At 43.6% G+C, this 26,124-nt stretch carries 18 protein-coding genes and 1 pseudogene; 6 read left to right on the forward strand and 13 right to left on the reverse strand.

Annotated features, from left to right (window positions below; translation table 11 throughout):
• Positions 1-314 precede the first annotated feature (314 nt).
• Positions 315-2,966, forward strand: coding sequence for a type I DNA topoisomerase (gene topA, locus OCU87_RS05910; RefSeq protein WP_062688600.1), 2,652 nt, complete (start codon positions 315-317; stop codon positions 2,964-2,966).
• Positions 2,967-3,036: 70 nt separating this feature from the next.
• Here topA and miaE read toward each other — a convergent pair whose 3' ends face one another.
• Both miaE and OCU87_RS05920 read right to left on the reverse strand, forming a co-directional pair.
• The gene (gene miaE, locus OCU87_RS05915; RefSeq protein ID WP_261857991.1) at positions 3,037-3,792 is read right to left on the reverse strand and encodes a tRNA isopentenyl-2-thiomethyl-A-37 hydroxylase MiaE; all 756 of its coding nucleotides are present in this window, start codon (positions 3,790-3,792) and stop codon (positions 3,037-3,039) included.
• 139 nt (positions 3,793-3,931) lie between these two features.
• Positions 3,932-4,693, reverse strand: a complete 762-nt coding sequence (locus tag OCU87_RS05920) for a hypothetical protein (RefSeq protein WP_062688603.1) — start codon at positions 4,691-4,693, stop codon at positions 3,932-3,934.
• A 323-nt stretch (positions 4,694-5,016) separates the two neighbouring features.
• Here OCU87_RS05920 and cysB point away from each other — a divergent pair, with 323 nt between their 5' ends.
• A complete protein-coding gene (cysB, locus tag OCU87_RS05925; protein WP_062688605.1) occupies positions 5,017-5,991 on the forward strand; it encodes an HTH-type transcriptional regulator CysB in 975 nt (324 codons plus the stop codon).
• 111 nt (positions 5,992-6,102) lie between these two features.
• Complete coding sequence (locus OCU87_RS05930) at positions 6,103-7,308, forward strand: SAM-dependent methyltransferase (RefSeq protein ID WP_261857992.1); 1,206 nt, start codon at positions 6,103-6,105, stop codon at positions 7,306-7,308.
• Here the strand turns inward: OCU87_RS05930 and OCU87_RS05935 are convergent.
• From OCU87_RS05935 to tyrP, 3 genes are all read right to left on the reverse strand, one after another.
• Complete coding sequence (locus tag OCU87_RS05935; RefSeq protein WP_261857993.1) at positions 7,297-8,007, reverse strand: sulfite exporter TauE/SafE family protein; 711 nt, start codon at positions 8,005-8,007, stop codon at positions 7,297-7,299. The genes OCU87_RS05930 and OCU87_RS05935 overlap by 12 nt on opposite strands.
• An 85-nt stretch (positions 8,008-8,092) precedes the next feature.
• Positions 8,093-10,066 carry a putative bifunctional diguanylate cyclase/phosphodiesterase gene (locus OCU87_RS05940; protein WP_261857994.1) on the reverse strand — a complete coding sequence of 658 codons (1,974 nt, stop codon included), beginning with the start codon at positions 10,064-10,066 and terminating at the stop codon, positions 8,093-8,095.
• Positions 10,067-10,376: 310 nt separating this feature from the next.
• Positions 10,377-11,594, reverse strand: a complete 1,218-nt coding sequence (gene tyrP / locus OCU87_RS05945; RefSeq protein WP_261857995.1) for a tyrosine transporter TyrP — start codon at positions 11,592-11,594, stop codon at positions 10,377-10,379.
• Positions 11,595-12,128: 534 nt separating this feature from the next.
• Here tyrP and OCU87_RS05950 point away from each other — a divergent pair.
• Positions 12,129-13,352 (forward strand): CinA family nicotinamide mononucleotide deamidase-related protein, encoded by a 1,224-nt coding sequence (locus tag OCU87_RS05950; RefSeq protein ID WP_062688609.1) that lies wholly within the window; start codon positions 12,129-12,131, stop codon positions 13,350-13,352.
• 106 nt (positions 13,353-13,458) lie between these two features.
• Here the strand turns inward: OCU87_RS05950 and yfaE are convergent, their stop codons facing one another.
• The 6 genes from yfaE to OCU87_RS05980 form a co-directional block, all read right to left on the reverse strand.
• Positions 13,459-13,752, reverse strand: a complete 294-nt coding sequence (gene yfaE / locus OCU87_RS05955; protein WP_094957980.1) for a class I ribonucleotide reductase maintenance protein YfaE — start codon at positions 13,750-13,752, stop codon at positions 13,459-13,461.
• On the reverse strand, positions 13,749-14,882 hold the full coding sequence (gene nrdB, locus OCU87_RS05960; protein ID WP_062688612.1) for a class Ia ribonucleoside-diphosphate reductase subunit beta: 1,134 nt from the start codon (positions 14,880-14,882) through the stop codon (positions 13,749-13,751). Before nrdB ends, yfaE begins: the two co-directional genes overlap by 4 nt.
• Before the next feature lie 44 nt (positions 14,883-14,926).
• Entirely contained in the window at positions 14,927-17,194 is a 2,268-nt protein-coding gene (nrdA, locus tag OCU87_RS05965) for a class 1a ribonucleoside-diphosphate reductase subunit alpha (RefSeq protein WP_261857996.1), read from the reverse strand.
• Positions 17,195-17,579: 385 nt separating this feature from the next.
• Entirely contained in the window at positions 17,580-18,242 is a 663-nt protein-coding gene (locus tag OCU87_RS05970; RefSeq protein WP_261857997.1) for an HAD family hydrolase, read from the reverse strand.
• A 221-nt stretch (positions 18,243-18,463) separates the two neighbouring features.
• Entirely contained in the window at positions 18,464-19,174 is a 711-nt protein-coding gene (gene ubiG, locus OCU87_RS05975) for a bifunctional 2-polyprenyl-6-hydroxyphenol methylase/3-demethylubiquinol 3-O-methyltransferase UbiG (RefSeq protein ID WP_261857998.1), read from the reverse strand.
• 178 nt (positions 19,175-19,352) lie between these two features.
• Positions 19,353-19,499, reverse strand: coding sequence for a hypothetical protein (locus OCU87_RS05980; RefSeq protein WP_164488542.1), 147 nt, complete (start codon positions 19,497-19,499; stop codon positions 19,353-19,355).
• Between the two features lie 502 nt (positions 19,500-20,001).
• Between OCU87_RS05980 and gyrA the strand changes: the two genes are divergently transcribed.
• A complete protein-coding gene (gene gyrA, locus OCU87_RS05985; protein ID WP_261857999.1) occupies positions 20,002-22,674 on the forward strand; it encodes a DNA topoisomerase (ATP-hydrolyzing) subunit A in 2,673 nt (890 codons plus the stop codon).
• 235 nt (positions 22,675-22,909) lie between these two features.
• Positions 22,910-23,992 (forward strand): 3-phosphoserine/phosphohydroxythreonine transaminase, encoded by a 1,083-nt coding sequence (gene serC / locus OCU87_RS05990; RefSeq protein ID WP_062688619.1) that lies wholly within the window; start codon positions 22,910-22,912, stop codon positions 23,990-23,992.
• A gap of 118 nt (positions 23,993-24,110) precedes the next feature.
• Here the strand turns inward: serC and OCU87_RS05995 are convergent, their stop codons facing one another.
• Together OCU87_RS05995 and OCU87_RS06000 are read right to left on the reverse strand one after the other, a co-directional pair.
• Positions 24,111-25,391: a sensor histidine kinase gene (locus OCU87_RS05995; RefSeq protein WP_261858000.1), complete on the reverse strand. Its 1,281-nt coding sequence runs from the start codon at positions 25,389-25,391 to the stop codon at positions 24,111-24,113.
• Positions 25,363-26,031, reverse strand: a pseudogene (locus OCU87_RS06000) (response regulator transcription factor). The gene OCU87_RS05995 and the pseudogene OCU87_RS06000 overlap by 29 nt, the downstream one beginning before the upstream one ends.
• Positions 26,032-26,124: the final 93 nt, after the last annotated feature.

Here is a 26,124-nt window from a genome sequence, read left to right on the forward strand (position 1 = left end):
AGTTGCAAATTTTTTTGGTAAAAAATAGTCAAACCGTGGGATAGGTGGTAATCATTAGCGCCTTAAAGCTACCTCACAGCAAGAAAAGGCATTATTAAATCGCAAGAAGTTAGGTTTGATATATCATTTAACTTATGCGTAACAACTGGGGAAGGGACGAGCAATCAGCGCGTTTTCATCAAAAACCAGTTGACCTTCTTGTATAGTAGCCCAATATTGTAATAACGTTGCCATGCGATTCAATACGTTTTTTGGTGTGCAACCTTATGTTTTTATTATAATTTTTACGAGCACGAGGACGTAATAGAGTCATTATGGGTAAATCTCTCGTTATTGTGGAGTCCCCTGCCAAAGCCAAGACGATTAACAAGTACTTGGGTAAGGACTTCATTGTAAAGTCAAGCGTTGGTCACGTTCGTGATTTGCCAACGGGTGCGCGTAGTACCGGCAAGAAAGCCGCTGCGACTTCAACCAAAGGGTTAAGTCCAGAAGAAAAAGCACGTATCAAGAAAGAAAAAGATCGTAAATCGCTCATCGGAAAAATGGGTGTTGACCCATATAACGATTGGGCGGCTCAGTACGAAGTGCTTCCAGGCAAAGAAAAAGTTGTCAGTGAACTTCAAAAACTCGCGAAAGACGCTGACTTCGTCTATCTCGCAACCGATTTGGACCGCGAAGGGGAAGCTATTGCGTGGCACCTTCGTGAGATCATCGGCGGCGATGATGCACGTTACAAACGAGTGGTTTTCAACGAAATCACCAAAAATGCAATTCAGCAGGCATTTGAACAGCCGGGTGAATTAAACATTGATGGTGTAAATGCCCAGCAAGCGCGTCGATTCCTTGATCGCGTAGTTGGCTTTATGGTTTCTCCACTTTTGTGGAAAAAAGTCGCTCGTGGCTTGTCAGCAGGTCGTGTTCAATCAGTAGCGGTTAAGCTAATTGTTGAGCGCGAACGTGAGATCAAAGCGTTTACACCTGAAGAGTTCTGGGATATTCACGCGAATACTCAAACTGTAGGTAGTGATGCACTGCGCTTAATGGTAACGCAGCAGGCGGGTAAAGCATTCCGTCCTGAAAACGAAACGGATGCAATGGCTGCTAAGTCTGTGCTTGATAGCGCAACTTATACCGTGGCAGATCGTGAAGATCGCCCGACAAGCAGTAAACCATCTGCACCTTACATTACATCGACGCTACAACAAGCGGCGAGTACACGTTTAGGTTATGGCGTTAAGCGTACAATGGGCCTTGCTCAACGTTTGTATGAAGCGGGTTACATTACGTATATGCGTACTGACTCCACCAACCTTTCGAAAGAAGCGGTTGAGTCTGCACGTGAGTTCATTGCATCTGAGTACGGTGATAATTACCTACCAGAGAATGCGAATGTATACGGTAGTAAAGGCAATGCTCAAGAAGCGCACGAAGCTATTCGTCCTTCAAGTGTTGAAGTACAAGCTGAACACCTAGAAGGCATGGATCAAGACGCTGTTAAACTGTACGACCTTATTTGGCGTCAGTTTGTGGCTTGTCAGATGATGCCTGCGAAGTACGACTCAAGTACGATCACAGTATCGGCTGCAGACTTCACGCTGAAAGCGAAAGGTCGCACCATGCGTTTTGCTGGTTGGACACACGTACAGCGTCCGTCTGGTAAGAATGAAGATACGACACTGCCTATGGTTCACGTTGGCGAGACATTAACGCTAACTGAACTTGAGCCTAAGCAACACTTCACCAAGCCGCCAGCACGCTTTACAGAAGCAGCATTGGTTAAAGAGCTTGAGAAGCGCGGCATTGGCCGTCCATCGACTTACGCTTCGATCATTTCTACGATTCAAGATCGTGGCTATGTGCGTGTTGATATGCGCCGTTTCTTTGCTGAGAAAATGGGTGAAATCGTCTCAGACCGTTTGGACCAGTCGTTTGCTGATCTAATGGACTTTGATTTTACCGCTCGCATGGAAGGTAACTTAGATAAAATCGCAGAAGGTGAAAAGAACTGGAAACAAGTTCTTGATCAATTCTTCAGTGACTTCACCGCAGAGCTTGAAAAAGCAGAGCTTGATGAAGGCGAAGGTGGCATGAAGCCAAACAATATCGTAGAAACCGATATTGAATGTCCGACGTGTTCACGCCCTATGGGTATTCGTACTGCATCAACAGGTGTATTCCTGGGTTGTACCGGCTATGCACTGCCACCTAAAGAGCGTTGTAAGACAACGATCAACTTAGGTGACGAAGATGGCATTATTAACGTACTTGAAGAAGACGTTGAAACGGCGGCATTACGTGCGAAGAAGCGTTGTCCTAAATGTGACACTGCAATGGATGCTTACCTAATCGACCAAGATCGTAAATTACATGTTTGTGGTAATAACCCAAGCTGTGATGGTTACATCGTAGAGAAAGGTGAGTTTGTTCTTAAAGGCTATGACGGCCCAGTTATCGAGTGTGATAAGTGTGGTTCAGACATGGAGCTTAAGAACGGCCGTTTCGGTAAGTACATGGGTTGTACCAGCGAAGATTGTAAGAACACGCGTAAGATCCTTAAAAACGGTGAGATTGCTCCACCGAAAGAAGATCCAGTTCATTTACCTGAACTGCCGTGTACGCAAGATTCAAATGCTTACTTTGTATTGCGTGATGGTGCATCTGGTCTCTTTATGGCAGCAAGTACCTTCCCTAAATCGCGCGAAACACGTGCGCCATTAGTTGAAGAGCTGGTTCGCTTTAAAGATCGTTTGTCACCGAAGTTTACTTACTTAACGGATGCTCCAACGGAAGACCCTGATGGTCGCCCGACGGTGGTTCGCTTTAGTCGAAAGACCAAAGAAAACTACGTGCGTTCAGAAGTAGATGGCAAGCCATCTGGCTGGACTGGTTTATACATTGGCGGTAAGTGGGAAATTACCGACAAGCGTAAAAAACCGAAGAAAGAAAAAGAAGATGACGCTGAGTAATCAGCAGTCACTTTAGATAAAAAAACCGCCGAGAGGCGGTTTTTTTGTGGCCAAAATTCAGACTAGAAACTTAGGCTGGTGTACCACTATGGAATTTGAAGTCTGTATCGGCTGATGTGATGAGATCAGCTTCGATGCTGGCAAAGTATGCGATGCGCTCTGAAATGTCTTTGCCTGCAATTTGCTCTGCGAGTGTGAGATAGTCTTGATAGTGGCGCGCTTCCGATCGCAATAAAGAGATATAAAACTTCTCAATGTCTTTATCAAGGTGCGGCGCAAGTTTGGCAAAACGTTCACACGAGCGAGCCTCGATGAAGGCGCCAATAATCAGCTTGTCGATCAGGGCATCAGGCTCGTAACTGGTAACGTGCTTGATAAGCCCTTTAGCATAACGACCCGCATCGATCAGTTCATAGCTAACGCCTTTCTTTTCCATTAGCTCTAACACCTGATAGAAGTGGTGCAGCTCTTCTTTGATCAGCAATACCATCTTATCAATCAAATCTTGGCTGTAAGCACAGTCTGCGCGTGGCGTTATTTGTTTTGACGCGTTGCTTTTACCTCGAAGAGACTCAAGCGTCCCTGTCTTTTTATACGCTAAGGCCTCGTAGGGTTTCACCCATTCCGCCAGCTGTTGTGCACTTTCTTTATCGACTGCATATTTACGAATAAGAAAGATTGCACTTTGCGCGGCTTTTAATTCGCACAACATGTGGTCACGCAAAATAACGGAAAGGTTCTCTGGCTTGCGAGCTTCATTAATCCATTCGTCTGGCGTAGAGGCTTTAAGAAACTGGTTTATTGGCGCTAATAGTTCTGAAATCATGAGCTTTTATAAGAGGCTGATTGCTATATGAGGTTTCATCATATCATAGCGACGGAAGGAAATAATAAGATGCAAAGTGTGAATTAGTGGCAATAAAAAAGGCCGCTAAGCGACCTTTTTAAAAGGGTAAGGAAGAGGGTTACCACTTCTTTTTTGGCTGGAACAATACGTCGAGATCATCTTGATCTTTATTTAGCATGTCTTGGCGCTCTTGCTCTTGTGTTGCTGATTGACTGTTATCAATCTCATTCAGCATCATCTGCAATTTTTCTCGTGCTTGGTTAGCGTAGTTATCGTTTTTACTCGCTAGCACATCAATGCCTTTTTTCAGTAGCTGTTTCGCAGTACCCAATTGACGTTTCATGCGTGCATCGTTGGCGCGTTTTACTACGTTTTCAATATTAATACGCAGCTGAATACCTTCAAGACGCGCATTTTCTGCTACAAAAGCTTGTGTCGCAAAGCGGCCCTTGCTGTGTTCGTTCTTCACTACTGTCTTCAAGCGCTTCACTAATTGCAGCATGCCTAACGCTTGCTTATCTGTCGTTGGCGTTTTGAATGGTGCTACATCAGCATTAGAGTAGTTTTGTTGAAGATGTTGTATTTGCTGAGTGACATTAGTGATACGTGAAGGGAGTGATTTATCTGAAGTATCGGCTTCATGCATACTTTGCAAAGCGTACATAATCCGTTGGTTCAAACAAACCAGTAGCTCTTTGCTATATGGCATATGATGAGCATTACCGATTAAGTCTTCGGTCGCATCAATAATGGCAATATGCTTGGCAAGCTCTTGGTGTTTTGCACTTTCAACACGTTGGCGATACTGAATGATGATGTTATACCCAACGATCAAAATCAGTAATAAGGAAACCAAGCCTATTACTAAAGGTAAGCTCATAAGATAATCAGTTTTCCGTTGCATTTATCATAAGGCTATAAGATACACCAAGTGGCAGTATGGTGATAGCGAGAAGCCTAAAAATGCGCGGTTTATATAACTAATTTAGGCTTTTTGGAAGTTGATCTATTGTGCCTGAAGATGAATGGTCGATTGGATGAAATTTTTGGGATGAATGACTTAATGATTTTTTACAAAAAGCACTATGTCAAATTACCAAAAGCTATAAGAAATGCTATGAAAACGTAACGAAACGATATATAACAATACGAAATGCATGGTTGCACTGATAAGATGTAACGGACTATAGGTTAGGCGGTACCATGAAATTACAACAACTACGCTACATTGTTGAAGTTGTGAATCACAATTTGAATGTGTCAGCAACAGCAGAAAATTTATATACCTCACAACCCGGTATCAGTAAGCAGGTTCGCTTGCTTGAAGATGAATTGGGTATTCAAATATTTGAACGCAGCGGTAAGCACCTTACAAAGGTGACAACGGCTGGTGAAGAAATTGTACGTATTTCACGCGATATTTTATCTCGGGTTGAGAGCATCAAAGCCGTGGCGGGTGAGCATACCCATCCTGAAATGGGGACGCTGAATATCGCTACAACGCATACACAAGCACGTTATGCGTTACCACAAGTTATTCAAGGCTTTACCGCACGTTACCCTAAAGTGTCTTTACATATGCACCAAGGGACGCCGTCGCAAATTGCCGATGCAGTTGGGAAAGGAACGACCGACTTTGCTATCGCTACCGAAGCACTTCATCTGTATCAGGATATGATCATGTTACCGTGCTACCACTGGAATCGCTCCATTGTGGTTAAAGCTGATCACCCTCTAGCTCAAAAAGACAATATCACTATTCATGATTTGGCCGCATACTCATTAGTGACTTATGTATTTGGTTTTACAGGCCGTTCTGAACTAGATAGCGCGTTTAATCGCTCTGGTCTAACACCACGTATCGTCTTTACGGCAACAGATGCTGATGTAATAAAAACATATGTTCGATTAGGTATTGGTGTTGGTGTGATTGCCAGTATGGCGATGGATCCTGTGACGGACACTGATTTGGTCGCTATTGATGCTAGCCACATCTTTGAAGCGAGTACCACCAAGATAGGTTTCAAGAAAGGCACTTTCCTTCGTTCTTACATGTACGATTTCGTGGAGCGCTTTGCCCCCCATTTAACGCGTAATGTCGTTGATCAAGCGGTGGCACTGAAAACGAATACTGAAATCGAAAGCATGTTTGCCACCATGGAATTACCGGTACGTTAGACTCCAGAGTCTGAAGAGCCAGAGGCTACTCACTATATAGTGCGTAGCCTTTTTTATTTCCATGGTTCAGGTAGACTATGCGCCCGGTGTTTTCCTCTAAAGAATTGCTTTATGCCTAGCTACTCCTCTTTGCTTCAACAGCTTGATACGGCGCTATCAAATACACGTACATTCTGGCAATTTATGCCATTTGCTGAAACAGAGTTAGCTTGGCAGCAATCTCACCCTGAGTTATGTCAATGGCTAATGTCGCTTAATGATGAGCAAATAGAGGCTCTGACACAAGATCCCATCGCTTTGGCGAACGCATTAGTACCTTGGATCCCACAAGCGCATCAATTGATCTCTGTGTCAGAAACCCACCCTTTAACGGTTAGAACCACAACAGCGCTGCCGAAAGGGCTTGATGTCGGTATTCCAGGTCGGAAGTGGACGCAAATTACCGCTTTCAATGCTGTGCTGCCACAGCATAATCTGCCTTGGTTAGAATGGTGTGCAGGTAAAGGCCATCTTGGTCGAGTGTTAGCAACGTCGCATCACACCCCTGTGGTGAGCCTAGAGTGGCAAGAGCAGTTATGTATTGATGGTGCAGCTGCTGTGAAGCAATTGGGTTTACCCATTTCATTTGTTCAAGGTGATGCTTTTTCGAGTGAGAGTGAACAGTATATTGAGGCAGAGCAGCATGCTGTTGCGCTTCATGCTTGCGGTGATTTACATGTATCGCTATTACAGCGAGTCGCTAATAAACAAGGCCGCGCGGTTAGCGTTTCACCGTGCTGCTATCACTTAATCCGTGATAAGTATTACCAAGCGTTATCGAAAATCGCTAAATGCAGTGATATCGAACTATCAAAACATGATCTCCGTTTGCCGCTACAAGAAACAGTTACAGCTGGACAGCGGGTACGCCGTCAACGATTTGTTGAAGTGAGCTATCGGCTAGGATTTGATTCATTACAGCGTCATGTATTAGGTAGTAATACGTATTTGCCTGTACCTAATATTCAAAAAGCATTATTGAATGAAGGTTTTATGGCATTTTGTATATGGGCTGCAGAAAAGAAAGGCGTGACTTTACCAAGTAATATCGATTTTAGTCATTGGCAAGCAGAAGGTGAGCAACGCTTCGCCAGCGTAGAACGTATGGAGTTAGTTCGTCAGCTATTTCGCCGCCCACTTGAGATGTGGCTGGTTTATGATCGTGCCTGTTTTATGGAGGAAGCTGGTTATCAAGTTAATGTAGGTACATTTTGTGATAAACCGACAACGCCGCGTAATTTATTGATTCATGCTGAGTATTTACGTTCAAAGGGCTGAATAGATTGCGACTGCGCCTGAAAGGGAGCACATGACTAAAGAAATGGTACGAATGGTTTGTTTATCGATTTTATCAACGTAAACCATCGCGCACTTATAACCGAGATAAGAGGCGGGAATAAATGGCAGTGATAAGTACAGGTGATGTAGGCTCATATGGCCAACCGGCACTTGAACTATCAAAGACAGTAGACTGCTGACTACAAAGAATGCGGAGAGGTTAGCTCGGATCAAATTGGCTTCTTGGTGCTGAAGTAGTAGCGCCATCGGTGGTCCGCCAATACCTGAACTGGTACCAAATAGGCCCGAAAAAAAACCAGCAATGGCGAGGCGCGTACTGTTAGGCTGAATACGGATTGGTAACAAGCTAATGATCACTGCAAGAATAACAATCCCACCAATCCATAACGATAAGACTTTTGGTTCAACAAAGTAGAGTAATGCACCACCGGCGATTGAACCTGGAATTCGTCCTATAAACGCCATCCATAACCCGTCTAACGAAATGTTTGCTTTAAACTTATAGGCATTCACTAAAGATAAGAATAAGGCGGTAAGGGTAATAGGGGCGGGGACATAGTCAGGTGAGATTTGAAATAGAATAGGGGCGGTAATAATCGCTAAACCAAAACCAATAGAGCTTTGCACAAACGACCCAATAAAAATCATGGTCAAGGCGAGTAACAGGCTGGTATCCATTTCAAATCCTACTCATAAGCACGCAAAAAGCACGATAGTACAGTGTGACATTCGATAAAAGAAAAGGCTCTAAAGAGCCTTTAGACTAAAGCATGATTCGTTTAATTGGAACGGCATTTAAGAGGCTGAAGTTTCGCGCTTCCAGTTCATGCGGTGGCATAGGTCTCCCTAAATAGTAACCCTGACAGTAATCGAAGTTACAGTTTTGCAGGTACTCTAGCTGAGATATGGTTTCAACCCCTTCAGCAACAACCTTTAAATCTAACTTTTCACAGATAGCCTGCGTTGCTTCAATAATGGCTTGGCTGCCTTTGTGTTCACCTTGAACAAAACTGCGGTCAAGTTTTACTGTGCTGATCGGTAGATCTTGCAGTTGGGAAAGTGATGAATAGCCTGTGCCAAAATCATCAAGATGAAGCTCGATCCCCAGTGCATCAAGATCTTCTAAGCATTGCTTAGCATCGTCATATTCTTGCAGCATGGTAGACTCTGTGAGCTCTAATGCCAACGATGATGGTTCAAGTTGATACAGTTCCAGCATTTCGGCAACATTGCCTGCTAGGCTGGCTTGCAGTTGAGCGCGTGATAAATTGACACTAATGATGAACTTGCGTTGGTATTTTTTCTGCCATGCAGCTAGCTGTTTGCAAGCGCTTTCTAAAATCCACCGTCCCATCGGAACAATTTGGCCAGTTTCTTCTGCTAAAGGGATAAATTCGGCAGGTGATACTTGTCCTAATTCTTCATCGTGCCAGCGAATTAAGGCTTCAAATCCTTTTAGGTGGCGGCTTTTTAAATCAACTATCGGTTGGTAGTAGAGCTCAAAGGCTTCTTCTTCCATTGCCACGGTTAAGTGGTGGCGCAGGGTCATTTTTCGGTATAGCGCATCGGCCATTTCTGGTGAAAAATGATGGCTGCGATTACGTCCACGTAATTTTGCACGGTGCATCGCCATATCAGCTTGTGTAACCAAGGTTTCAATGTCGATAGCATCGTCAGGGTAGTGGGTAATACCAATACTACAACCAATTGATAGTTCACCGACTTCTTTCAGATGGAAAGGTCGGTTGAGTACTGCGATTATCTCTTTTGCAAACAGGCTACTGTCCGTGATGAAACGGCGTTCCATTTGAATAATAAACTCATCGCCACCAAAGCGAGCCAATAAGCCTTTTTGCTGCAAAGTATCGTTTAAGCGAATTGCGATTGCGCGCAATAATTTATCACCAATAGCGTGGCCATAGGTGTCGTTAACCAGCTTGAATCCATCAATATCTAAAAAGAGTAAACTATAAGGTTGGCGATCATGATGGGATTTTTTTATAGCGTTAGTAATACCGCGCCGATTCAATAATCCGGTAAGGAAATCGTGTTCTGCGTTGTACTTAGCTTTACGTAATTTCTCTTTTTCAGGACTGATATTGGTAAGGTGCAACAACAGCTGTTGTTTATCTTGTAGCCATTTCCCCTCGATATCAAACCAAAGGTGCTGTTTACCTGTCCAACAAAGCTTTTGTCGGTGAATGACGCTGTTTGCTTGAGCCTCAGTCAACCAGGCATTTGCAAGTTGTCGGTCACCTAAAAAGTGCGCTAAATCTTGGAGTAGAGAACCAAATTCATGTGCGTACACATCGTTGGCACTGATTAAGTCGCCTTGGCACTCGAACAGTAGTGCAAGGTTTGAACATTCAGCAAAAGCGAGTTCACGACGTAACGTTGATTCATCGGCAATTACTTCGACTAACATCGCTGTTCTACCATCTTCTAATGTGAAGCCAGAGAAACAGCAAAGTGCTTTCTTTTGTTTTTGTTTAGGGTTGAAGTTCCACCATGTCTTTATATGTTCACCCCGATGAAAATGCTGTTGGTATTCATCAAGAATCGCGTGGACAGCTTGTGACATATCCTTCGCTAAGTCACGGGAGACTAACTCCTCGATCGACGAAGATTCCCATAATGGTAGTGAAGCCTGATTGGCCCAAATAATACGTTTATGATCAATGTCGAATATCCAGACTGGGGACTGAAGGCGATCAAAAAGAGAAAAATGTTGGCTCATTACCAAAGTTTATAATTAGTATCAAGGAATAAGACGTTCAGACTAGCCCAAAACACCTATTAACAATATGAATTTTATGAGGAATCGTGATATCTGTTCATTAATTACAATATCGTAAAGGTTAATTCATTGATTCTTTAGAAGAATTGTTGGTGAGAATGTACCGAAAACGGTTGTTTTTGACTAGAAGGGTTAAGATGCTAATTAAATGCAATTTAAGCGTGCCACGCCTAAGGGGGGGGCTTTTAGGATGAAGGGTTTAATAAAAAGCCACTCTAACTTATCGAAGCTAAAGTGGCTATGCATTTATTTATCCGACTGCTGGAATAACGCCTGCCATTTGGAGAAATTGAGCACTGATAATAATGATACCGCTCAGGGTAACGGCAGCAAGAGCAGGCTTACCACCGCGAACTTGGTAGCCGTTTAAGTCTTCATCCATTTCATGATGTTTTTTACGTTGTGCATTGACCATAGCAACGGGCAAGAACAGTGCTAATACAACCAGTGCAATCGCAGCATAACCGAGTGCCATAATAAAGCCTTGTGGGTAGAACAAGGCGAAGCATAGTGGTGGAACAAAGGTAATCAATGCGGTTTGCACTCGTCCGCCCACTTTATCACCACGGTTGAAGCTGTCTGATAGAAAATCAAAGAGCCCTAAGCTAACGCCTAGGAATGACGTCGCTAAGGCAAGATCAGCAAAGATTGAAACAGATTGGCTCACCATAGGGTTATGGAGCATGTCGCTAAGGCTGCTGATGAACATACCAAGGTTAGAGCTACTCATGAGATCAGGTTGGCTTAAAACGCCTTGGCTAGCGATTTGCCATAAAATGTATACTGTTAGCGGGACTGCAGAACCAATCACCATCACCTTTCGGAGCGAGCGAATATCAATGCCTACGTAGCGCACAATTGAAGGAATACTACCGTGAAAGCCAAATGAGGTAAAAACGACAGGCAGTGCTGAAATGACTAACCCTTTCTCTAACGGCATATTAATAAGGTGATCACCTTGTACATGTGGAACAAGCAGACCGAGCATTGTCGCCAAAGCCACAATTTTTAAGCTAAATAATATGCGGTTAATTATATCGACAGAGTGTGTACCAATCGATACCACTGCAGCAATTACCACGGTAAAGCCAATCGTACCGACTTGAGGTGCGACATCCAGATCAAACCAATGAACAAGTTTGTCGTTCATTTGCGCACCACCACCTGCTATGTAGGCTGCACACAGTGCGTAAAATAGAAATAGCATTGCAAAACTAGCAATCACTTGCCCTTTACGGCCGAGTAGGTCACGCGCGAGTGTATGTAAGGTTGCACTAGGACTTGCATATTGATGAACCTCTAGCATCAATAGCGCGGTGTAGGTCATTAGTGCCCAAATGCCCACCATAATCATAATTGCAGTAGAAAAGCCTAATCCCGCAGAAGCAAGGGGGAGGGCAAGCATGCCTGCGCCAATCGTGGTGCCAGCAATAATAAGCATACTGCCAAAGGTTTTGTTCATTGTCATTAGAGGGTCGCTCCCGAAAGTTATCTTGGCGATTTAACGTTTTAGTTATTTGCTAAATCAGTAGGTTGTCACGAGCTTTGCTGCATCGTGATAGCTTTGGGATGGCCACAGTAGAGTGTGTAATTTAATCTTTACACTTTCTGTTCTACTGCGGCTAGCGATAGTAAGTTGGCTGGTGGCGTGTTATCACAGTTTTGACTCTTTCATTGCTATTATTATTGGTATTCCAGTGTTTGACTAGAATATCTTGGCTGAAAGCTACCTTAAAGCTAGCGAGCTAAACTGTCAACGGTGAATTACTCAGTGTAAAGCAATCTTTACGGTTTATTTTGGGGGGATTCACTCAGTTTGGTATTTGACCTTTTATCTACTTTTTATCGCTATAGAGTGTTAGCGTTAGGTTTGATTATTTTTCAGTAGGTTGAGGCGTAGGCAAGCGACATAGAGCAAGCTAAGATACTCAATGAGCGTGGACTAACGGCGATGGCCGTTTGTTCTATGAATTAGAGATCACACAAGTGTAAAGGTGAACAGATGCTACACATCGCAATGATCAGTACAGGGGAAGAAGTGTTGCATGGCGACATCGTTGATACCAATGCTGCTTGGCTTTCTCGTTTGTTATTCGAGCAAGGGTTTGCTATGACTCGTAGAATAACTGTTGGTGATCAACTAGAGGTGTTGGCTGAAGAGTTAGTGAGTACGAGTTTACGTAACGACATTGTGATTGTGAATGGTGGGTTAGGGCCAACAACGGATGATTTGACTGCCCAAGCAGCTGCGGTTGCTGCCAACCTTGGCTTGGAGCAATCAGACTACTGGGTCGAACAGATGCTGTTGAAGTATCAAAAACTCGGTCGTGAGATGCCTCAATCAAACCTTAAGCAAGCCATGTTACCTGAAGGTGCCGAACTACTTGAAAACCCAGTTGGGACGGCGTGTGGCTTTGCGATGAAGCTCAATAGAGCTATTTTGTATTTTACTCCTGGTGTGCCGAGTGAGTTCAAGCAAATGATCCATGATGAAATTTTGCCAAGAATGAAGCAGCAATACCCTGAAAATACTGCGTTGCGTTGTCATCGTTTCCATACCTTTGGTTTATCTGAATCGGGTATAGGTGAGAGTTTAACTGCACTGAGTTTGCCTCAAGGATGTGAAATCGGTTATCGCTCGTCATTGCCGTTTATTGAAGTGAAGTTATTTGCAGAGAAAGCGCACCAGCAAGCACAGCACTTTCATCAGCAAATGATAGATGTGCTGGCTGATCATGTGGTATCGGTTGAACAGTCTCTGATAGAGAATATTGGCCAGCGTCTAGCTGCGGATAAGCTGACACTCACTGTGGCAGAGCAGTTTACCAGTGGTTATGTGACAAACTGGATGCAAGAAACGCCAGAGTCTCGTGCCCAGTGTCAGCAAGGTTGGGTATTGGCTGGTCAAGTTGATGAGAGTAATAGTGATCAGCTTGCTGCGGTGTTAGCGATGGCGTCAGGAGCACGTGAACGTAGCCAAACGAATGTCGCTCTAGCTTCTGGTATGTGTATCGATGGCAGTGTGGCTATTGCACTGGCGACCCCACAAGGTGACTGGGCACAAACCGTGAAAACGAAACGAGAATATAGCCATAATGCACATCGCACTATGATTGCGACTGTAATGCTAGACATGCTGCGCCGTTGGCTGGAACATAAAGATGTACTGGGTGAGTATGGTTCGTTGGAGCGAACGGGTGAGATCTTTCTTGCTGCGCATCATTAAATAACCACGATTTTCGTGGATGAATCAGTGGCAAAGAAGTGGTGTTGGTTCTAGTGAAGTAAGGGGGATGAGAGGTTAATGAAATAGCTAACCTTGAAATACAATGTTAGCTATTTGATACTTCTGCGAGTGTTTCTGGCACGACGTGATAATCAAATTCAACATTGATGTCTGATTTAGGCACAGAGCAACAACTCAGAATTTCATTCTGACCTACAAATGCCATTGAATCTTGCTGATCGACTGCACCGGTTTGAAGTTTGCAGCGACAAGCGCCACACATACCATTGCGGCATTGGTATTCTGGTTGAATTCCCACTTTTTCGAGCTGTACGAGTAAAGGTTCACGGCTATTGCCGTAAACCTTAATGCCGTTAACCATAATGGTTAATTGACTCATAGTTCAAAATCACCAAGATCGTCAGCGCTTACATCATTATCGATTTGGCCAACAAGGTATGAACTGATTTCCGCTTCTTGTGGAGCAACTTGCACGTTATCAGAAGATAACCATGAGTTAATCCAAGGAATTGGGTTTTGGGTCGCTTCAGGGTATGCCTGACCTAGACCAACAGTACTCATACGCAAGTTCGTAATGTACTCAACATATTGGCAAAGAATGTCTTTGTTCAAGCCAATCATAGAGCCATCTTTGAACAGGTATTCAGCCCATTCTTTTTCTTGTTCTGCAGCATCGTGGAAAATGTCGAAACATTCTTGCTGGCACTCTTTTGCAATCTCAGCCATTTCCGGATCATCTTGGCCTGTGCGTAGCAAGTTCAAAATATGCTGAGTACCCGTAAGGTGAAGTGCTTCATCACGGGCAATTAGCTTGATGATTTTCGCGTTACCTTCCATCAGTTCACGTTCAGCAAACGCAAATGAACAAGCAAAGCTCACGTAGAAACGAATCGCTTCTAGCGCGTTGACTGACATCATGCAAAGGTAAAGTGTTTTTTTGATTTCGCGAAGATTAACAACAACTTTTTCACCGTTAACAACATGTGTACCTTCGCCGAGGCGGTGGTAGTTGTTGGTTTGGTTGATCAGGTTATCGTAGTACTTAGAGATATCACCAGCACGCTTGATGATGTGCTCGTTATCCACGATGTCATCAAACACAATCGACGGGTCTTTTACGATATTACGGATAATATGCGTGTAAGAGCGAGAGTGGATTGTTTCAGAGAACGACCAAGTTTCAATCCAAGTTTCAAGCTCAGGAATGGAAACAATAGGCAGTAGCGCGACGTTAGGGCTTCGGCCTTGGATCGAATCAAGCAGCGTTTGATATTTCAAGTTGCTGATGAAAATGTGTTTCTCGTGCTCTGGCAGATTGTTGTAGTCGATACGATCGCCTGAGACATCCACTTCTTCAGGACGCCAGAAGAAAGAAAGTTGCTTTTCGATCAGTTTTTCAAAAATTTCGAATTTTTGTTGATCGTAACGGGCAACATTGACTGGCTGACCGAAAAACATCGGTTCTTTTAGTTGATCGTTATTTGTTTGACAAAAAGTGCTATATGCCATGATTTCCTCGACATTAAAGGGAGCCGAAGCTCCCATTCAATTCTTTAAATTTTACAACTTGTGCAATCGTCTGCACCTACATCGCCTTGAGCGTCTGAAGCACCATCGCGCGTATTATGGTAGTAAAGCGTTTTCACGCCGAGTTTATACGCGTTAAGCAGGTCTTTTAGCAAGAGTTTCATTGGAACTTTGCCACCAGCTTGCTTGCTTGGGTCGTAGTTAGTGTTCGCTGAAATCGCCTGATCGATGAATTTCTGCATAATACCAACAAGTTGTAAGTAGCCATCATTGCTACCGATGTTCCACAGTAGTTCGTAGTTATCTTTGTACTTACTGTATTCAGGAACAACTTGCTTCAAGATACCGTCTTTCGATGCTTTTACCGATACGAAGCCACGTGGTGGCTCGATGCCGTTAGTTGCATTCGAAATTTGTGAAGACGTCTCAGAAGGCATCAGTGCTGATAGCGTTGAGTTACGTAAACCGTGCGTTTTGATTTCTTCACGCAGTGTTTCCCAATCGTATTTCAGCTCTGCATCACAGATCTTATCGATGTCTTTTTTATAAGTATCGATAGGTAGAATGCCTTGTGCGTAAGTCGTTTCATTGAATGAAGGACATGCGCCTTGTTCTTTTGCTAAGCCAAGCGATGCTTTCAATAGGTAGTATTGAATCGCTTCAAATGCTTCATGCGTTAAGTTGTTTGCACTACCGTCAGAGTAACGAACACCATTTTTCGCTAAGTAGTAAGCAAAGTTGATTACACCAACACCCAGTGTACGACGGTTCATGGTTGAACGGCGTGCTGCTGGTAATGGGTAATCTTGGTAATCAAGTAGGGCATCAAGTGCACGTACTGTTAATTCTGCAAGTTCTTCAAGATCATCAAGTGACTCAATAGCACCAAGGTTAAACGCAGATAGCGTACATAGTGCAATCTCACCGTTTTCATCTTCAACGTTGTTTAGTGGCTTGGTTGGTAGGGCAATTTCAAGACACAAGTTTGATTGACGAATTGGTGCAACAGCTGGGTCAAATGGGCTATGCGTATTACAGTGGTCAACGTTCTGAATGTAGATACGGCCCGTTGATGCACGTTCTTGCATGAGTAGCGAGAATAGGTCGAGCGCTTTTACTGATGTTTTCTTAATGCTATCGTCTTGCTCGTATTTTACGTATAAACGTTCAAATTCAACTTGGTCTGCGAAGAATGCATCGTATAGCCCTGGTACGTCAGAAGGAGAGAATAAAGAAATATTCTCGCCCTTGATCAAACGGGTGTACATCAGTTTATTGAGTTGTACGCCGTAATCCATGTGACGAACACGGTTCTCTTCAACACCACGGTTGTTTTTCAGTACCAGTAAAGATTCTACTTCACCGTGCCACATTGGGTAGAACAATGTCGCAGCACCGCCACGCACCCCACCTTGTGAACAACACTTAACAGCAGTCTGGAAGTATTTGTAGAACGGAATACAACCAGTATGGAATGCTTCACCACCACGGATTTCAGAACCTAGCGCACGGATACGACCAGCATTGATACCAATACCTGCACGTTGAGAAACGTAACGTACGATTGCGCTTGATGTTGCATTGATTGAATCAAGGCTATCGTCACACTCGATCAATACACATGAGCTGAATTGACGGGTAGGGGTACGCACACCAGACATAATCGGTGTTGGTAGTGAAATTTTGAACTGTGATGACGCATCGTAGAAACGCTTGATGTAATCAAGGCGTGTTTCTTTTGGATATTTAGCGAACAAGCACGCAGCAATTAGTATGTATAGGAATTGCGCACTTTCAAAGATCTCACCGGATACTCGGTTTTGAACGAGGTATTTACCTTCAAGTTGCTTAACCGCAGCGTATGAGAAGTTCATATCGCGCCAGTGATCGATAAAGCCATCCATCACTGCAAATTCTTCAGGGGTGTAATCTTCGAGCAAATGTTGGTCGTACTTACCTTTTTCAATAAGGTTAGTTACGTGGTCATAAAGTGTTGGTGGCTCGAATTTACCATACGCTTTTTTACGTAGGTGGAAAATCGCAAGGCGTGCAGCCAGATATTGGTAATCTGGCGTTTCTTCCGAAATGAGATCAGCCGCTGATTTGATGATGGTTTCGTGGATATCTTCCGTTTTGATGCCATCGTAAAACTGGATGTGTGATTTCAATTCTACTTGAGAGACAGAAACGTTTTCCAGTCCTTCGGCAGCCCAAGTAATCACTCGGTGAAGTTTGTCCAGTTCGATAGTCTCTTTGCGGCCATCACGTTTAGTAACAGTTAGCTGTTGATTCATTTTTGGCTGTATTCCATTGAACCCCGTGTTTTTTGCAATTTTTAGTAATTTGCTAGCAAAGAGTGTGATCTTTGTAACAATTATGTGTTTGCACTGAAAACACTATATATTGGGGTGTTGAGCTTAATGCGTTACAAGATAGTGTTGATGGCGGCGTTTTGCAAGTTGACAAAAAACGACCATCTGTGGATAACTTGGGGATGTGTTATAAATAGTTAGTGCCTACTAACTCACTCAAGCAGATACATAAGTATTAAAGAAAATTGCAACTGATCTTGAGTGAGTTTTTTTGAAAAAAAAAATTTTTTTTACTTGATTTTTTAGTCAATAAAACCATGGTTGTCAGACGAAAAAGACGCTCAAAAAGTGTCTGTTTTGGTGGTATTTATTTAAGCAATAAAGTGAGTATATCTTGCGGAGTCGGCAGAATACCTGCCGCGTTCCATTGTTCAGGGAAATGGTGCTCTCCGATATAACCCCAACTTGCAACAAAGCCCTGCATGTTGGCGGCGTTGGCGGCAATCATGTCTTTTTCAATATCCCCGATATAAGCACACTGTGTATGAGGGGTTGCTATTAACTCGCTGGCGTACAGTAAGGGTTCTGGATGCGGTTTCGCAAGCGGGAGAGTATCGCCACAGACAACGGCCTTGGCGCGTTGAAGTAACGGGAAAAAGGGGAGTAACATCTCTGTTAGAAAGGCCGGTTTATTGGTCATGATGCCCCAAGGAATACCATGATGCTCCAAACTGCAAAGTAGATGTTCAATTCCATGATAAAAACGGGTGTTGATGCAAATGCTTTGCTGATAATAGTCGAGGAATTCTTGACGGAGCGAAAGGAAATCGAGGTGGTCAGGAATTCCATCAAATCCGGCTTCTAGCAGGCCTTTAGCACCGAAACTGGTGTTTGCTTGAATTTGATGATTACGGAGCGGAGGTATGCCATGCTTCGCAAGGACTTTATTGGCCGCAAGTGCCATATCTGGCGCGGTATCGAGTAATGTACCGTCAAGATCGAAGAGTACACCTTCAATAGGTTGGGGCATAGCAATATCCTTATCAAAGTAAACCAGCTACTCACCCTTATTCGCGTAATAGAAAAAGTAAGGCGCTAAGGGAGGCGAACCAACGCTGATAAACATGAAAGGCGTAAGTGAATAGGCAGCGTCGCTTTAATAAGAATAGCTAGCTTTAGAATAAGTGGGGTAAGTATCTGATCACTTTAACAATGATTAAGTGATCAGATAATGATCTTGTTATACTGAAACTACAGTGGTTTCACTGTATGCACGATGTAGTTCACATCGACATTACTGCCCAACCAATAGTTGTTGGTTAGTGGGTTATAGTGCAGGCCGATAATATGGCGATCTTGCAGCGGTGTTTGATCTATCATTGCCATCATTTCTGAAGGGCGAATGAATTTGCTGTGATCGTGTGTGCCTTTCGGAACAACCTTAAGTAACTGCTCTGCACCGACAATGGCAAACAAATATGATTTAGCATTACGGTTTAATGTCGAGAAAAAGACATGGCCGCCGGGTTTAACCATTTTTGCACAGGCTGCAATCACTGAGGCCGGATCTGGTACATGCTCTAACATTTCCATGCAAGTGACGACATCGTAAGTTTCTGGATTTTGTTCTGCATGTTCTTCTGCGGTGCATTGCACATACTCGAGCTTAGAGCCTGTTTCTAAGGCGTGCAGACGAGCAACAGTAAGCGGTTCTTTACCCATATCAAGGCCAGTAACCTCACCACCTTCGACAGCCATGCTCTCAGCTAAAATACCGCCACCGCAGCCAACATCGAGCACTTTCTTACCAAACAAGCCATCAGCGTGATCAATCACGTAATTTAATCGTAGTGGATTGATTTCGTGAAGGGGTTTGAATTCACCTTCCAGATCCCACCAGCGTGAGGCCATATCTTCAAATTTACTGATTTCTGCCGGATCGACATTTAACGGTTTGGTCATGCTTCGTGCCATTTGTCCATAATCGGTGGCCGCATTATAGCTAATTGTTAGCGACTTGAAATAGTTAGATGCGAGATGGGGGATAGAAGTGGAATTAAATAGGGGAAGTCACAATGTGGCTTCCCGATGAAGGTGAAACAGAAAGCAGAAACCGGCACTGATACCGATATAAAAATGGTTACTGCGATATTTCTGCCATAACAAATGAAAAGGCATCGGGATTGATCGATCCTGAAAATGCAGTCATAGCGGCAAGAATGAGCATTAAAATGTATTTACCACCAATGATGCAAAGCCCAATAGTATTAATTGCAGATCCCAACATAACAACCTCACTCAATAATTAACGTGAACATTACGTAGAGCACGCATTACCAGTCAGGCTGTATACCAACGGATTATGACTGGGTGATTATAACGAAGTGTTTCTCACCAAGTGACTATCGGGTTATTCACCTTGTTTGGTATTGCCTGGTTGATTCTACTGGGCTTAATTATTTTGATGGTGACAGCGATCTTATTTTTGCTTATTAAAAAAGTGACAAGTGAATGTTTTTGTATAAAAAGCGAGCGCATCTCAATTTTACAATTGGTATCACTTTCTTTTATATTTTGAGGTTGAGGTGGGTTTGTAAAATGTGTTTTTACGTTGAAGCATGAGTTTGTTAACTAATCGATTGATATTTACTCGCTCTTTTAGACTAAACTGCTCCATTACTCACAACATAAAGTGTGAAAGGTATGCCTATTTTTACGGAAATATGCTATATTCTCGCACCTTGCACGTATAAAAATACGACAGAAATTACCTGAGGGATATTGGCTCAATGAGCGATCTTGCAAAAGAGATCACGCCCGTAAACATTGAAGAGGAGCTGAAAGGCTCATACCTCGACTATGCGATGTCAGTTATCGTTGGTCGTGCTCTTCCGGATGTGCGTGATGGCCTAAAGCCTGTGCACCGTCGCGTATTATTCGCGATGAATGTGCTAGGCAATGACTGGAACAAAGCATATAAAAAATCTGCCCGTGTGGTAGGTGACGTAATCGGTAAATATCACCCACACGGTGATAGCGCTGTATACGACACTATCGTACGTATGGCTCAACCATTCTCACTGCGATACATGTTAGTCGACGGTCAAGGTAACTTCGGTTCCGTTGATGGTGACTCCGCAGCGGCAATGCGTTACACCGAAATTCGTATGGCAAAAATTGCCCACGAACTTTTGGCAGATCTAGATAAAGACACTGTTGACTATGTACCGAACTACGATGGTACAGAGCAAATCCCAGCTGTTCTTCCAACTCGAGTACCTAACTTATTGGTGAATGGTTCATCGGGTATTGCCGTGGGTATGGCTACAAACATACCACCGCATAATCTGGGTGAAGTGATCAACGGCTGTCTTGCTTATATCGATAATGAAGACATCACTATCGATCAGCTAATGGATTACATCCCTGGTCCTGATTTCCCAACAGCAGCATTGATTAATGGCCGTAAAGGCATTATCGATGGTTACCATACTGGCCGCGGTAAAGTTTACATGCGCGCCAAGGCTACAATCGAAGCTGAAAAGAACGGTAAAGAAACTATTATCGTTACTGAAATCCCTTATCAAGTTAACAAAGCACGTTTGATCGAAAAGATCGCAGAGCTTGTTAAAGATAAGAAGGTTGAAGGTATCAGCGCACTACGTGATGAGTCTGATAAAGACGGCATGCGTATTGTTATTGAATGTAAGCGCGATGCTGTGGGCGAAGTTATTTTGAATAACTTGTACTCACAAACTCAGCTACAAACAACATTCGGTATCAACATGGTTGCTCTAGACCATGGTCAGCCTAAGCTGTTTAACTTAAAAGATATGCTGAAGTGCTTCGTGAATCACCGCCGTGAAGTGGTGACACGCCGTACAATTTTTGAATTGCGTAAAGCGCGTGAGCGTGCCCACCTTCTTGAAGGTTTAGCTATTGCTTTGGTTAATATCGATGAAATTATTGAATTAATCAAAAAAGCACCAACACCACAAGTTGCACGTGAAGGCCTTCTGGCTCAACCTTGGCAGCTTGGTGATGTGTCTGCAATGCTTGAACGTGCTGGTAGTGATGCTGCACGTCCTGAGTGGTTAGCACCTCAGTATGGTATTCATGGTGGTCAATACTTCTTAACTGAACAGCAAGCACAAGCGATCCTTGAGCTTCGTCTGCACCGTTTGACCGGCCTTGAGCATGAGAAGATCCTTGATGAATACAAAGGTCTTCTAGACATTATTGAAGAACTACTCCTAATTTTGGGTAGCTCTGAACGTCTAATGGAAGTTATTCGTGAAGAACTACACGCTGTTAAAGAGCAGTTTAACGATGAACGTCGTACAGAAATTACAGCGGCAAGCCACGACATCGATCTTGAAGATTTAATTACACAAGAAGATGTAGTCGTAACACTATCTCACGAAGGTTACGTTAAGTACCAAGTGCTAAATGATTACGAAGCGCAACGTCGTGGTGGTAAAGGTAAAGCTGCAACACGCATGAAAGATGAAGATTTCATCGAGCGTCTTCTAGTAGCCAATACCCATGATACGATTCTGTGCTTCTCTAGCCGTGGTCGTATGTACTGGCTAAAAGTTTACCAGTTACCATTAGCGAGCCGTACTGCACGTGGTAAGCCAATTGTTAACATTCTTCCATTAGAAGAAGGTGAACGCATTACCGCTATCTTGCCTGTTAAAGAATACGAAGCTGATAAGTTTGTATTCATGGCAACAGCAGACGGTACAGTTAAGAAAACGCCACTGACTGACTTCAGTCGTCCTCGTAGTGCCGGCATCATTGCGGTTAACCTACGTGATGGTGATTCACTGATTGGCGTTGATGTAACTAACAGCACAGACCAAATCATGCTGTTCTCTGAAGCAGGCAAAGTTGTTCGCTTCTCTGAAGAACAAGTACGTGGTATGGGTCGTACAGCTGCGGGTGTTCGTGGTATGAAACTAGCGAATGGCGACAAAGTTGTCTCGCTAATCGTACCGCACAATGAAGGTGACGTATTAACAGTAACTGAAAACGGTTATGGTAAGCGTACTGCATTGGATGAATACCCAGCGAAGAGCCGTGCAACACAAGGTGTTGTATCGATTAAAGTCTCTGAGCGTAACGGTAAAGTAGTTGGTGCCGTTCAAGCTGAAGACGGTGATGAATTCATGATGATCACCAATGGTGGTACTCTGGTTCGTACACGTGTTTCTGAAGTGAGCCGTGTTGGCCGTAACACTCAAGGTGTAACGCTGATCCGAACTGCGGAAGATGAGCTTGTTGTTGGTCTACAACGTATCGATGAGCCTGAAGAAGTATTGCTGGATGACGACGCTGTTATTGACGGTGAAGCAACAGTGGTTGAAGGTGAAGTAGCAGCAGACCAAGCGTCTGATGCTGAACAGCCACAACAACCTGAATCTGATTCAGAGCAAGATGAATCAACTGACGAAGAGTAATCTTCTTAGTTCGAATCACTAATAAAAGCGCAGCCTACGGGTTGCGTTTTTTTATATCTAAATAAAATTCGCTATGAGATGAAAGGCTTATGGTGAGTTTTTTCGTGAAATTACTGGGGTAGGGCTTTTCAGCGCTGTCGCAAAGGTGTAAAACGAAGATATTGATCTTTATCACACTCAACCAAATCCTAGTGTGAGTAATAATATAACCGATAGCAGGAGCACACTTTTCATCATGGAAAAAGTCTATAACTTTTGCGCTGGCCCAGCGATGATCCCAGCGGAAGTTTTAAAAAAGGTTCAGGAAGAACTCATTAATTGGAATGGTTTAGGCACGTCTGTGATGGAGATTAGCCACCGCAGCAAAGAGTTTCTTGCTGTGGCGGAACAGTCAGAAAAAGATCTACGTGATTTACTAGCAATTCCTGCAAACTACCATGTGTTATTTTGCCATGGCGGTGCACGTGGTCAGTTTGCGGCGGTACCGATGAACTTGCTGGGTGATGCAACATCAGCAGACTATATGGATGGCGGCTATTGGGCTCACAGTGCTGTCGCTGAAGCAAAGAAATACTGCTCACCGAATAATGTTGATATCACGTGTGTGCGCGATGGTAAGAAAGCGATCTTACCAGCATCAGAGTGGCCAATGTCTGACGATGCTGCGTTTGTGCATTTCTGCCCGAATGAAACCATCGATGGGATTGAAATCCGTGACTTGCCTGAAACAGATAAGCCGATTGTCGCAGATATGTCATCTACCATTTTGTCTCGTGAAATCGACGTGTCCAAATACGGTGTGATTTACGCTGGCGCACAAAAGAATATTGGTCCCGCTGGATTAACACTGGTGATTGTGCGTGACGATTTACTGGGCAAGGCGAAAACAATTTTACCTAGCATTTTAGATTACTCGGTGCTGGTGGATAAAGAATCAATGTTTAATACTCCACCTACGTTTGCCTGGTATTTGGCAGGTGAAGTCTTCAAGTGGCTCAAAAGCATTGGCGGTGTAGCTGAAATGCAGCAGCGTAACGAAGCCAAAGCTAAAGTGCTGTATGGCTTTATTGATCACTCGGATTTCTACCGTAACGAGGTTCACGCCGATAACCGTTCTTTAATGAACGTGCCATTTCAGCTTAAGAATCCAGAACTGGATGCGCTATTTTTACAGCAAGCAGATGCGGCGGGTTTAGTGGCATTGAAAGGTCACCGTGCCGTGGGTGGCATGCGTGCTTCAATTTATAACGCAATGCCGATGGATGGTGTGCAAGCTCTTGTCGCTTTCATGACGAAATTTGAGCAAGAGAACGCTTAATTTCTATCGTCTACTCCTACTTGGTTGGTAATTTTGTTGTTCTCTAATGAGCCTGATAGATAAAACACAATGTAGACCGACCACTATTAAGGCAGCCTCGCTGCCTTTTTTATTGCCCTTACACCAAGCCTATTGGTTCTCGTTCTATGCGGTTGGTAAATTTCACACTGACGATAAAGTGATCTGGGCCATTTTTGATATCCAGTATCCAACCCATTCGTTCGCAAATACGACGAATGATGACCAAACCATAGCCATAGCTATTAGGCTGACTGCATTCTGACTCATTGGCTGCCTTCACGTTTTGTATGTTAAGTGTGTCATTATTGAGTGTAATGTCGACGGTTCCACTGCCATGTTCAAGAGCATTCTTAATCAGGTTATTCATAACAACAGTGACAAAGCTAGTTGGAGCATCGACTGTGTATTGGCTGTTCGATGTTAAGGTTAGCGCTGTTTGGTGTCGGCTGAATAAGGATGATAACAAATGCGCTTGTTTTTCGAGCGCTAGGGGTAATGACTGGGATTGATAATGGTGTGGCTCTATCTGTTTAACACCCAGCAACAGTAAGGTGTCCGTCATTAATTCCATATCATGGCTGGCTTGTTGAAGCCGAACGACGGCCTTTTGGCCAACGGTAGGGAGGACATCCATCCGAGCGAGTAACTCGATTGATCCCGACATAACCATTAACGGTGTTCGCAATTCGTGCGAAGCAAATTGATTGAACTCTTGCTCGCGTTTAAAGTAAGCGTCTGTAGTGAGCTGGCTTTGTAGCAGGCTTTCTTCGATTCGGCGTAACTCTTTATATCGAGCGGTTACGGTAACACCAGGGTTATCTGGGGTCAGGCGCTCAATTTTTTCTTCTATTTGACTCAAGGGTTTTGCGAGTAATCGAACAAAATATAAGCCGTAGCAAAGTGTTAATAGCGTGGCGACACCACCAAGAAGTAGCGTGTACAAGTGAAGGCTGTCTTCGTAATCATCGAGATAATCATCAGCATGATCATTGAATACGATATAATAATAACCCACACCAGATGGATGCTCGATCGCGACTAAGTGTTTATCATCATTCTCGATAAAGTGTTTAAAGTATCCTGGTTTTTGGTAACTATTGAGCCATGCAGGGTGCGGCCTTTCACTCCAGTAACTTGAAAACTCGGCTGTATTAGGTGGGATAGTTTCTTCACCAAAAAAGACGTAATCACGTTGATAACGTTTCGCTTCGGTATCGAGCCAATGATGTAGGCTAATAATTTCCATCTGCTCTTCAGCTTTATAAATAACAGTCCAAAAAATGGAAACGAGCACCAAGGTTAAGACGCTGAATGTCAGCACTAGCTTGCGATACAAACTTGGGTAAACCTTATGCTTTGAGTCGGTAGCCTTTGCCATGAATAGTCTCTAACCGCGAGGTTGAAAAGAGTTTGTCGATGGCATTACGGACACCATAAACATGGCTGCGCAGTGCATCGCTTGATGGTGGTTCATCGCCCCATACGGTATCGATGAGTTCTTGTTTACTGATGATTGTTGTGGCTTTTTTGACCAAAGCTTGCAAGATCAAAAATTGAATGCGGCTGAGCTTGATTGGGTGCGAATCCCGAGTAACGACTTGAGTCTGAGTATTGATGATGATATCAGCAAAGCATATCTCGCCAATATCCTGACGTGGCCCGCGATTGGCGAGTGCTTGAATACGTAGATAGAGCTCTTGTAAAGCAAAAGGTTTAACGAGGTAGTCATCACCACCTGCAGAGAACGCCGCGACTTTATCTTCCAGCGTGTCTTTGGCCGTTAGAAATAGGATCGGGGTATCGCAGTGGGCCTGTGTACGCAGGTAGCTTGCCGTTGAAATACCGTCCCGTTTAGGCATCATGATATCCATCACAATTACATCTTACTGCTGCGTTTTCAGTAGTGTTATCGCTCCCTCACCGTGATAAGCGCAGTCAACCGTAATGTTTTCCAAGCTTAAATAATCTGAAATTGTTTCGATTATCTGCGGATTGTCTTCAACAATAAGTATTTTCATAACATAAGGATAATACGGAATCAAAAATGTGACTGATACGAGCAGTTATTTAATCCGACAATCATACGCTAATTTTCACGAATCCTTCACGAA

The organism is Photobacterium sanguinicancri (assembly GCF_024346675.1).
In the GTDB taxonomy this organism is placed as follows: Bacteria; Pseudomonadota; Gammaproteobacteria; order Enterobacterales; family Vibrionaceae; genus Photobacterium; species Photobacterium sanguinicancri.

What these genes read in the sequence shown, in the direction of transcription:
- topA (WP_062688600.1), top strand. Translation starts at nt 315, where the DNA reads ATGGGTAAATCTCTCGTTATTGTGGAGTCCCCTGCCAAAGCCAAGACG.
- miaE (WP_261857991.1), bottom strand. Translation starts at nt 3,792, where the DNA reads ATGATTTCAGAACTATTAGCGCCAATAAACCAGTTTCTTAAAGCCTCT.
- OCU87_RS05920 (WP_062688603.1), bottom strand. Translation starts at nt 4,693, where the DNA reads ATGAGCTTACCTTTAGTAATAGGCTTGGTTTCCTTATTACTGATTTTG.
- cysB (WP_062688605.1), top strand. Translation starts at nt 5,017, where the DNA reads ATGAAATTACAACAACTACGCTACATTGTTGAAGTTGTGAATCACAAT.
- OCU87_RS05930 (WP_261857992.1), top strand. Translation starts at nt 6,103, where the DNA reads ATGCCTAGCTACTCCTCTTTGCTTCAACAGCTTGATACGGCGCTATCA.
- OCU87_RS05935 (WP_261857993.1), bottom strand. Translation starts at nt 8,007, where the DNA reads ATGGATACCAGCCTGTTACTCGCCTTGACCATGATTTTTATTGGGTCG.
- OCU87_RS05940 (WP_261857994.1), bottom strand. Translation starts at nt 10,066, where the DNA reads ATGAGCCAACATTTTTCTCTTTTTGATCGCCTTCAGTCCCCAGTCTGG.
- tyrP (WP_261857995.1), bottom strand. Translation starts at nt 11,594, where the DNA reads ATGACAATGAACAAAACCTTTGGCAGTATGCTTATTATTGCTGGCACC.
- OCU87_RS05950 (WP_062688609.1), top strand. Translation starts at nt 12,129, where the DNA reads ATGCTACACATCGCAATGATCAGTACAGGGGAAGAAGTGTTGCATGGC.
- yfaE (WP_094957980.1), bottom strand. Translation starts at nt 13,752, where the DNA reads ATGAGTCAATTAACCATTATGGTTAACGGCATTAAGGTTTACGGCAAT.
- nrdB (WP_062688612.1), bottom strand. Translation starts at nt 14,882, where the DNA reads ATGGCATATAGCACTTTTTGTCAAACAAATAACGATCAACTAAAAGAA.
- nrdA (WP_261857996.1), bottom strand. Translation starts at nt 17,194, where the DNA reads ATGAATCAACAGCTAACTGTTACTAAACGTGATGGCCGCAAAGAGACT.
- OCU87_RS05970 (WP_261857997.1), bottom strand. Translation starts at nt 18,242, where the DNA reads ATGCCCCAACCTATTGAAGGTGTACTCTTCGATCTTGACGGTACATTA.
- ubiG (WP_261857998.1), bottom strand. Translation starts at nt 19,174, where the DNA reads ATGACCAAACCGTTAAATGTCGATCCGGCAGAAATCAGTAAATTTGAA.
- OCU87_RS05980 (WP_164488542.1), bottom strand. Translation starts at nt 19,499, where the DNA reads ATGTTGGGATCTGCAATTAATACTATTGGGCTTTGCATCATTGGTGGT.
- gyrA (WP_261857999.1), top strand. Translation starts at nt 20,002, where the DNA reads ATGAGCGATCTTGCAAAAGAGATCACGCCCGTAAACATTGAAGAGGAG.
- serC (WP_062688619.1), top strand. Translation starts at nt 22,910, where the DNA reads ATGGAAAAAGTCTATAACTTTTGCGCTGGCCCAGCGATGATCCCAGCG.
- OCU87_RS05995 (WP_261858000.1), bottom strand. Translation starts at nt 25,391, where the DNA reads ATGGCAAAGGCTACCGACTCAAAGCATAAGGTTTACCCAAGTTTGTAT.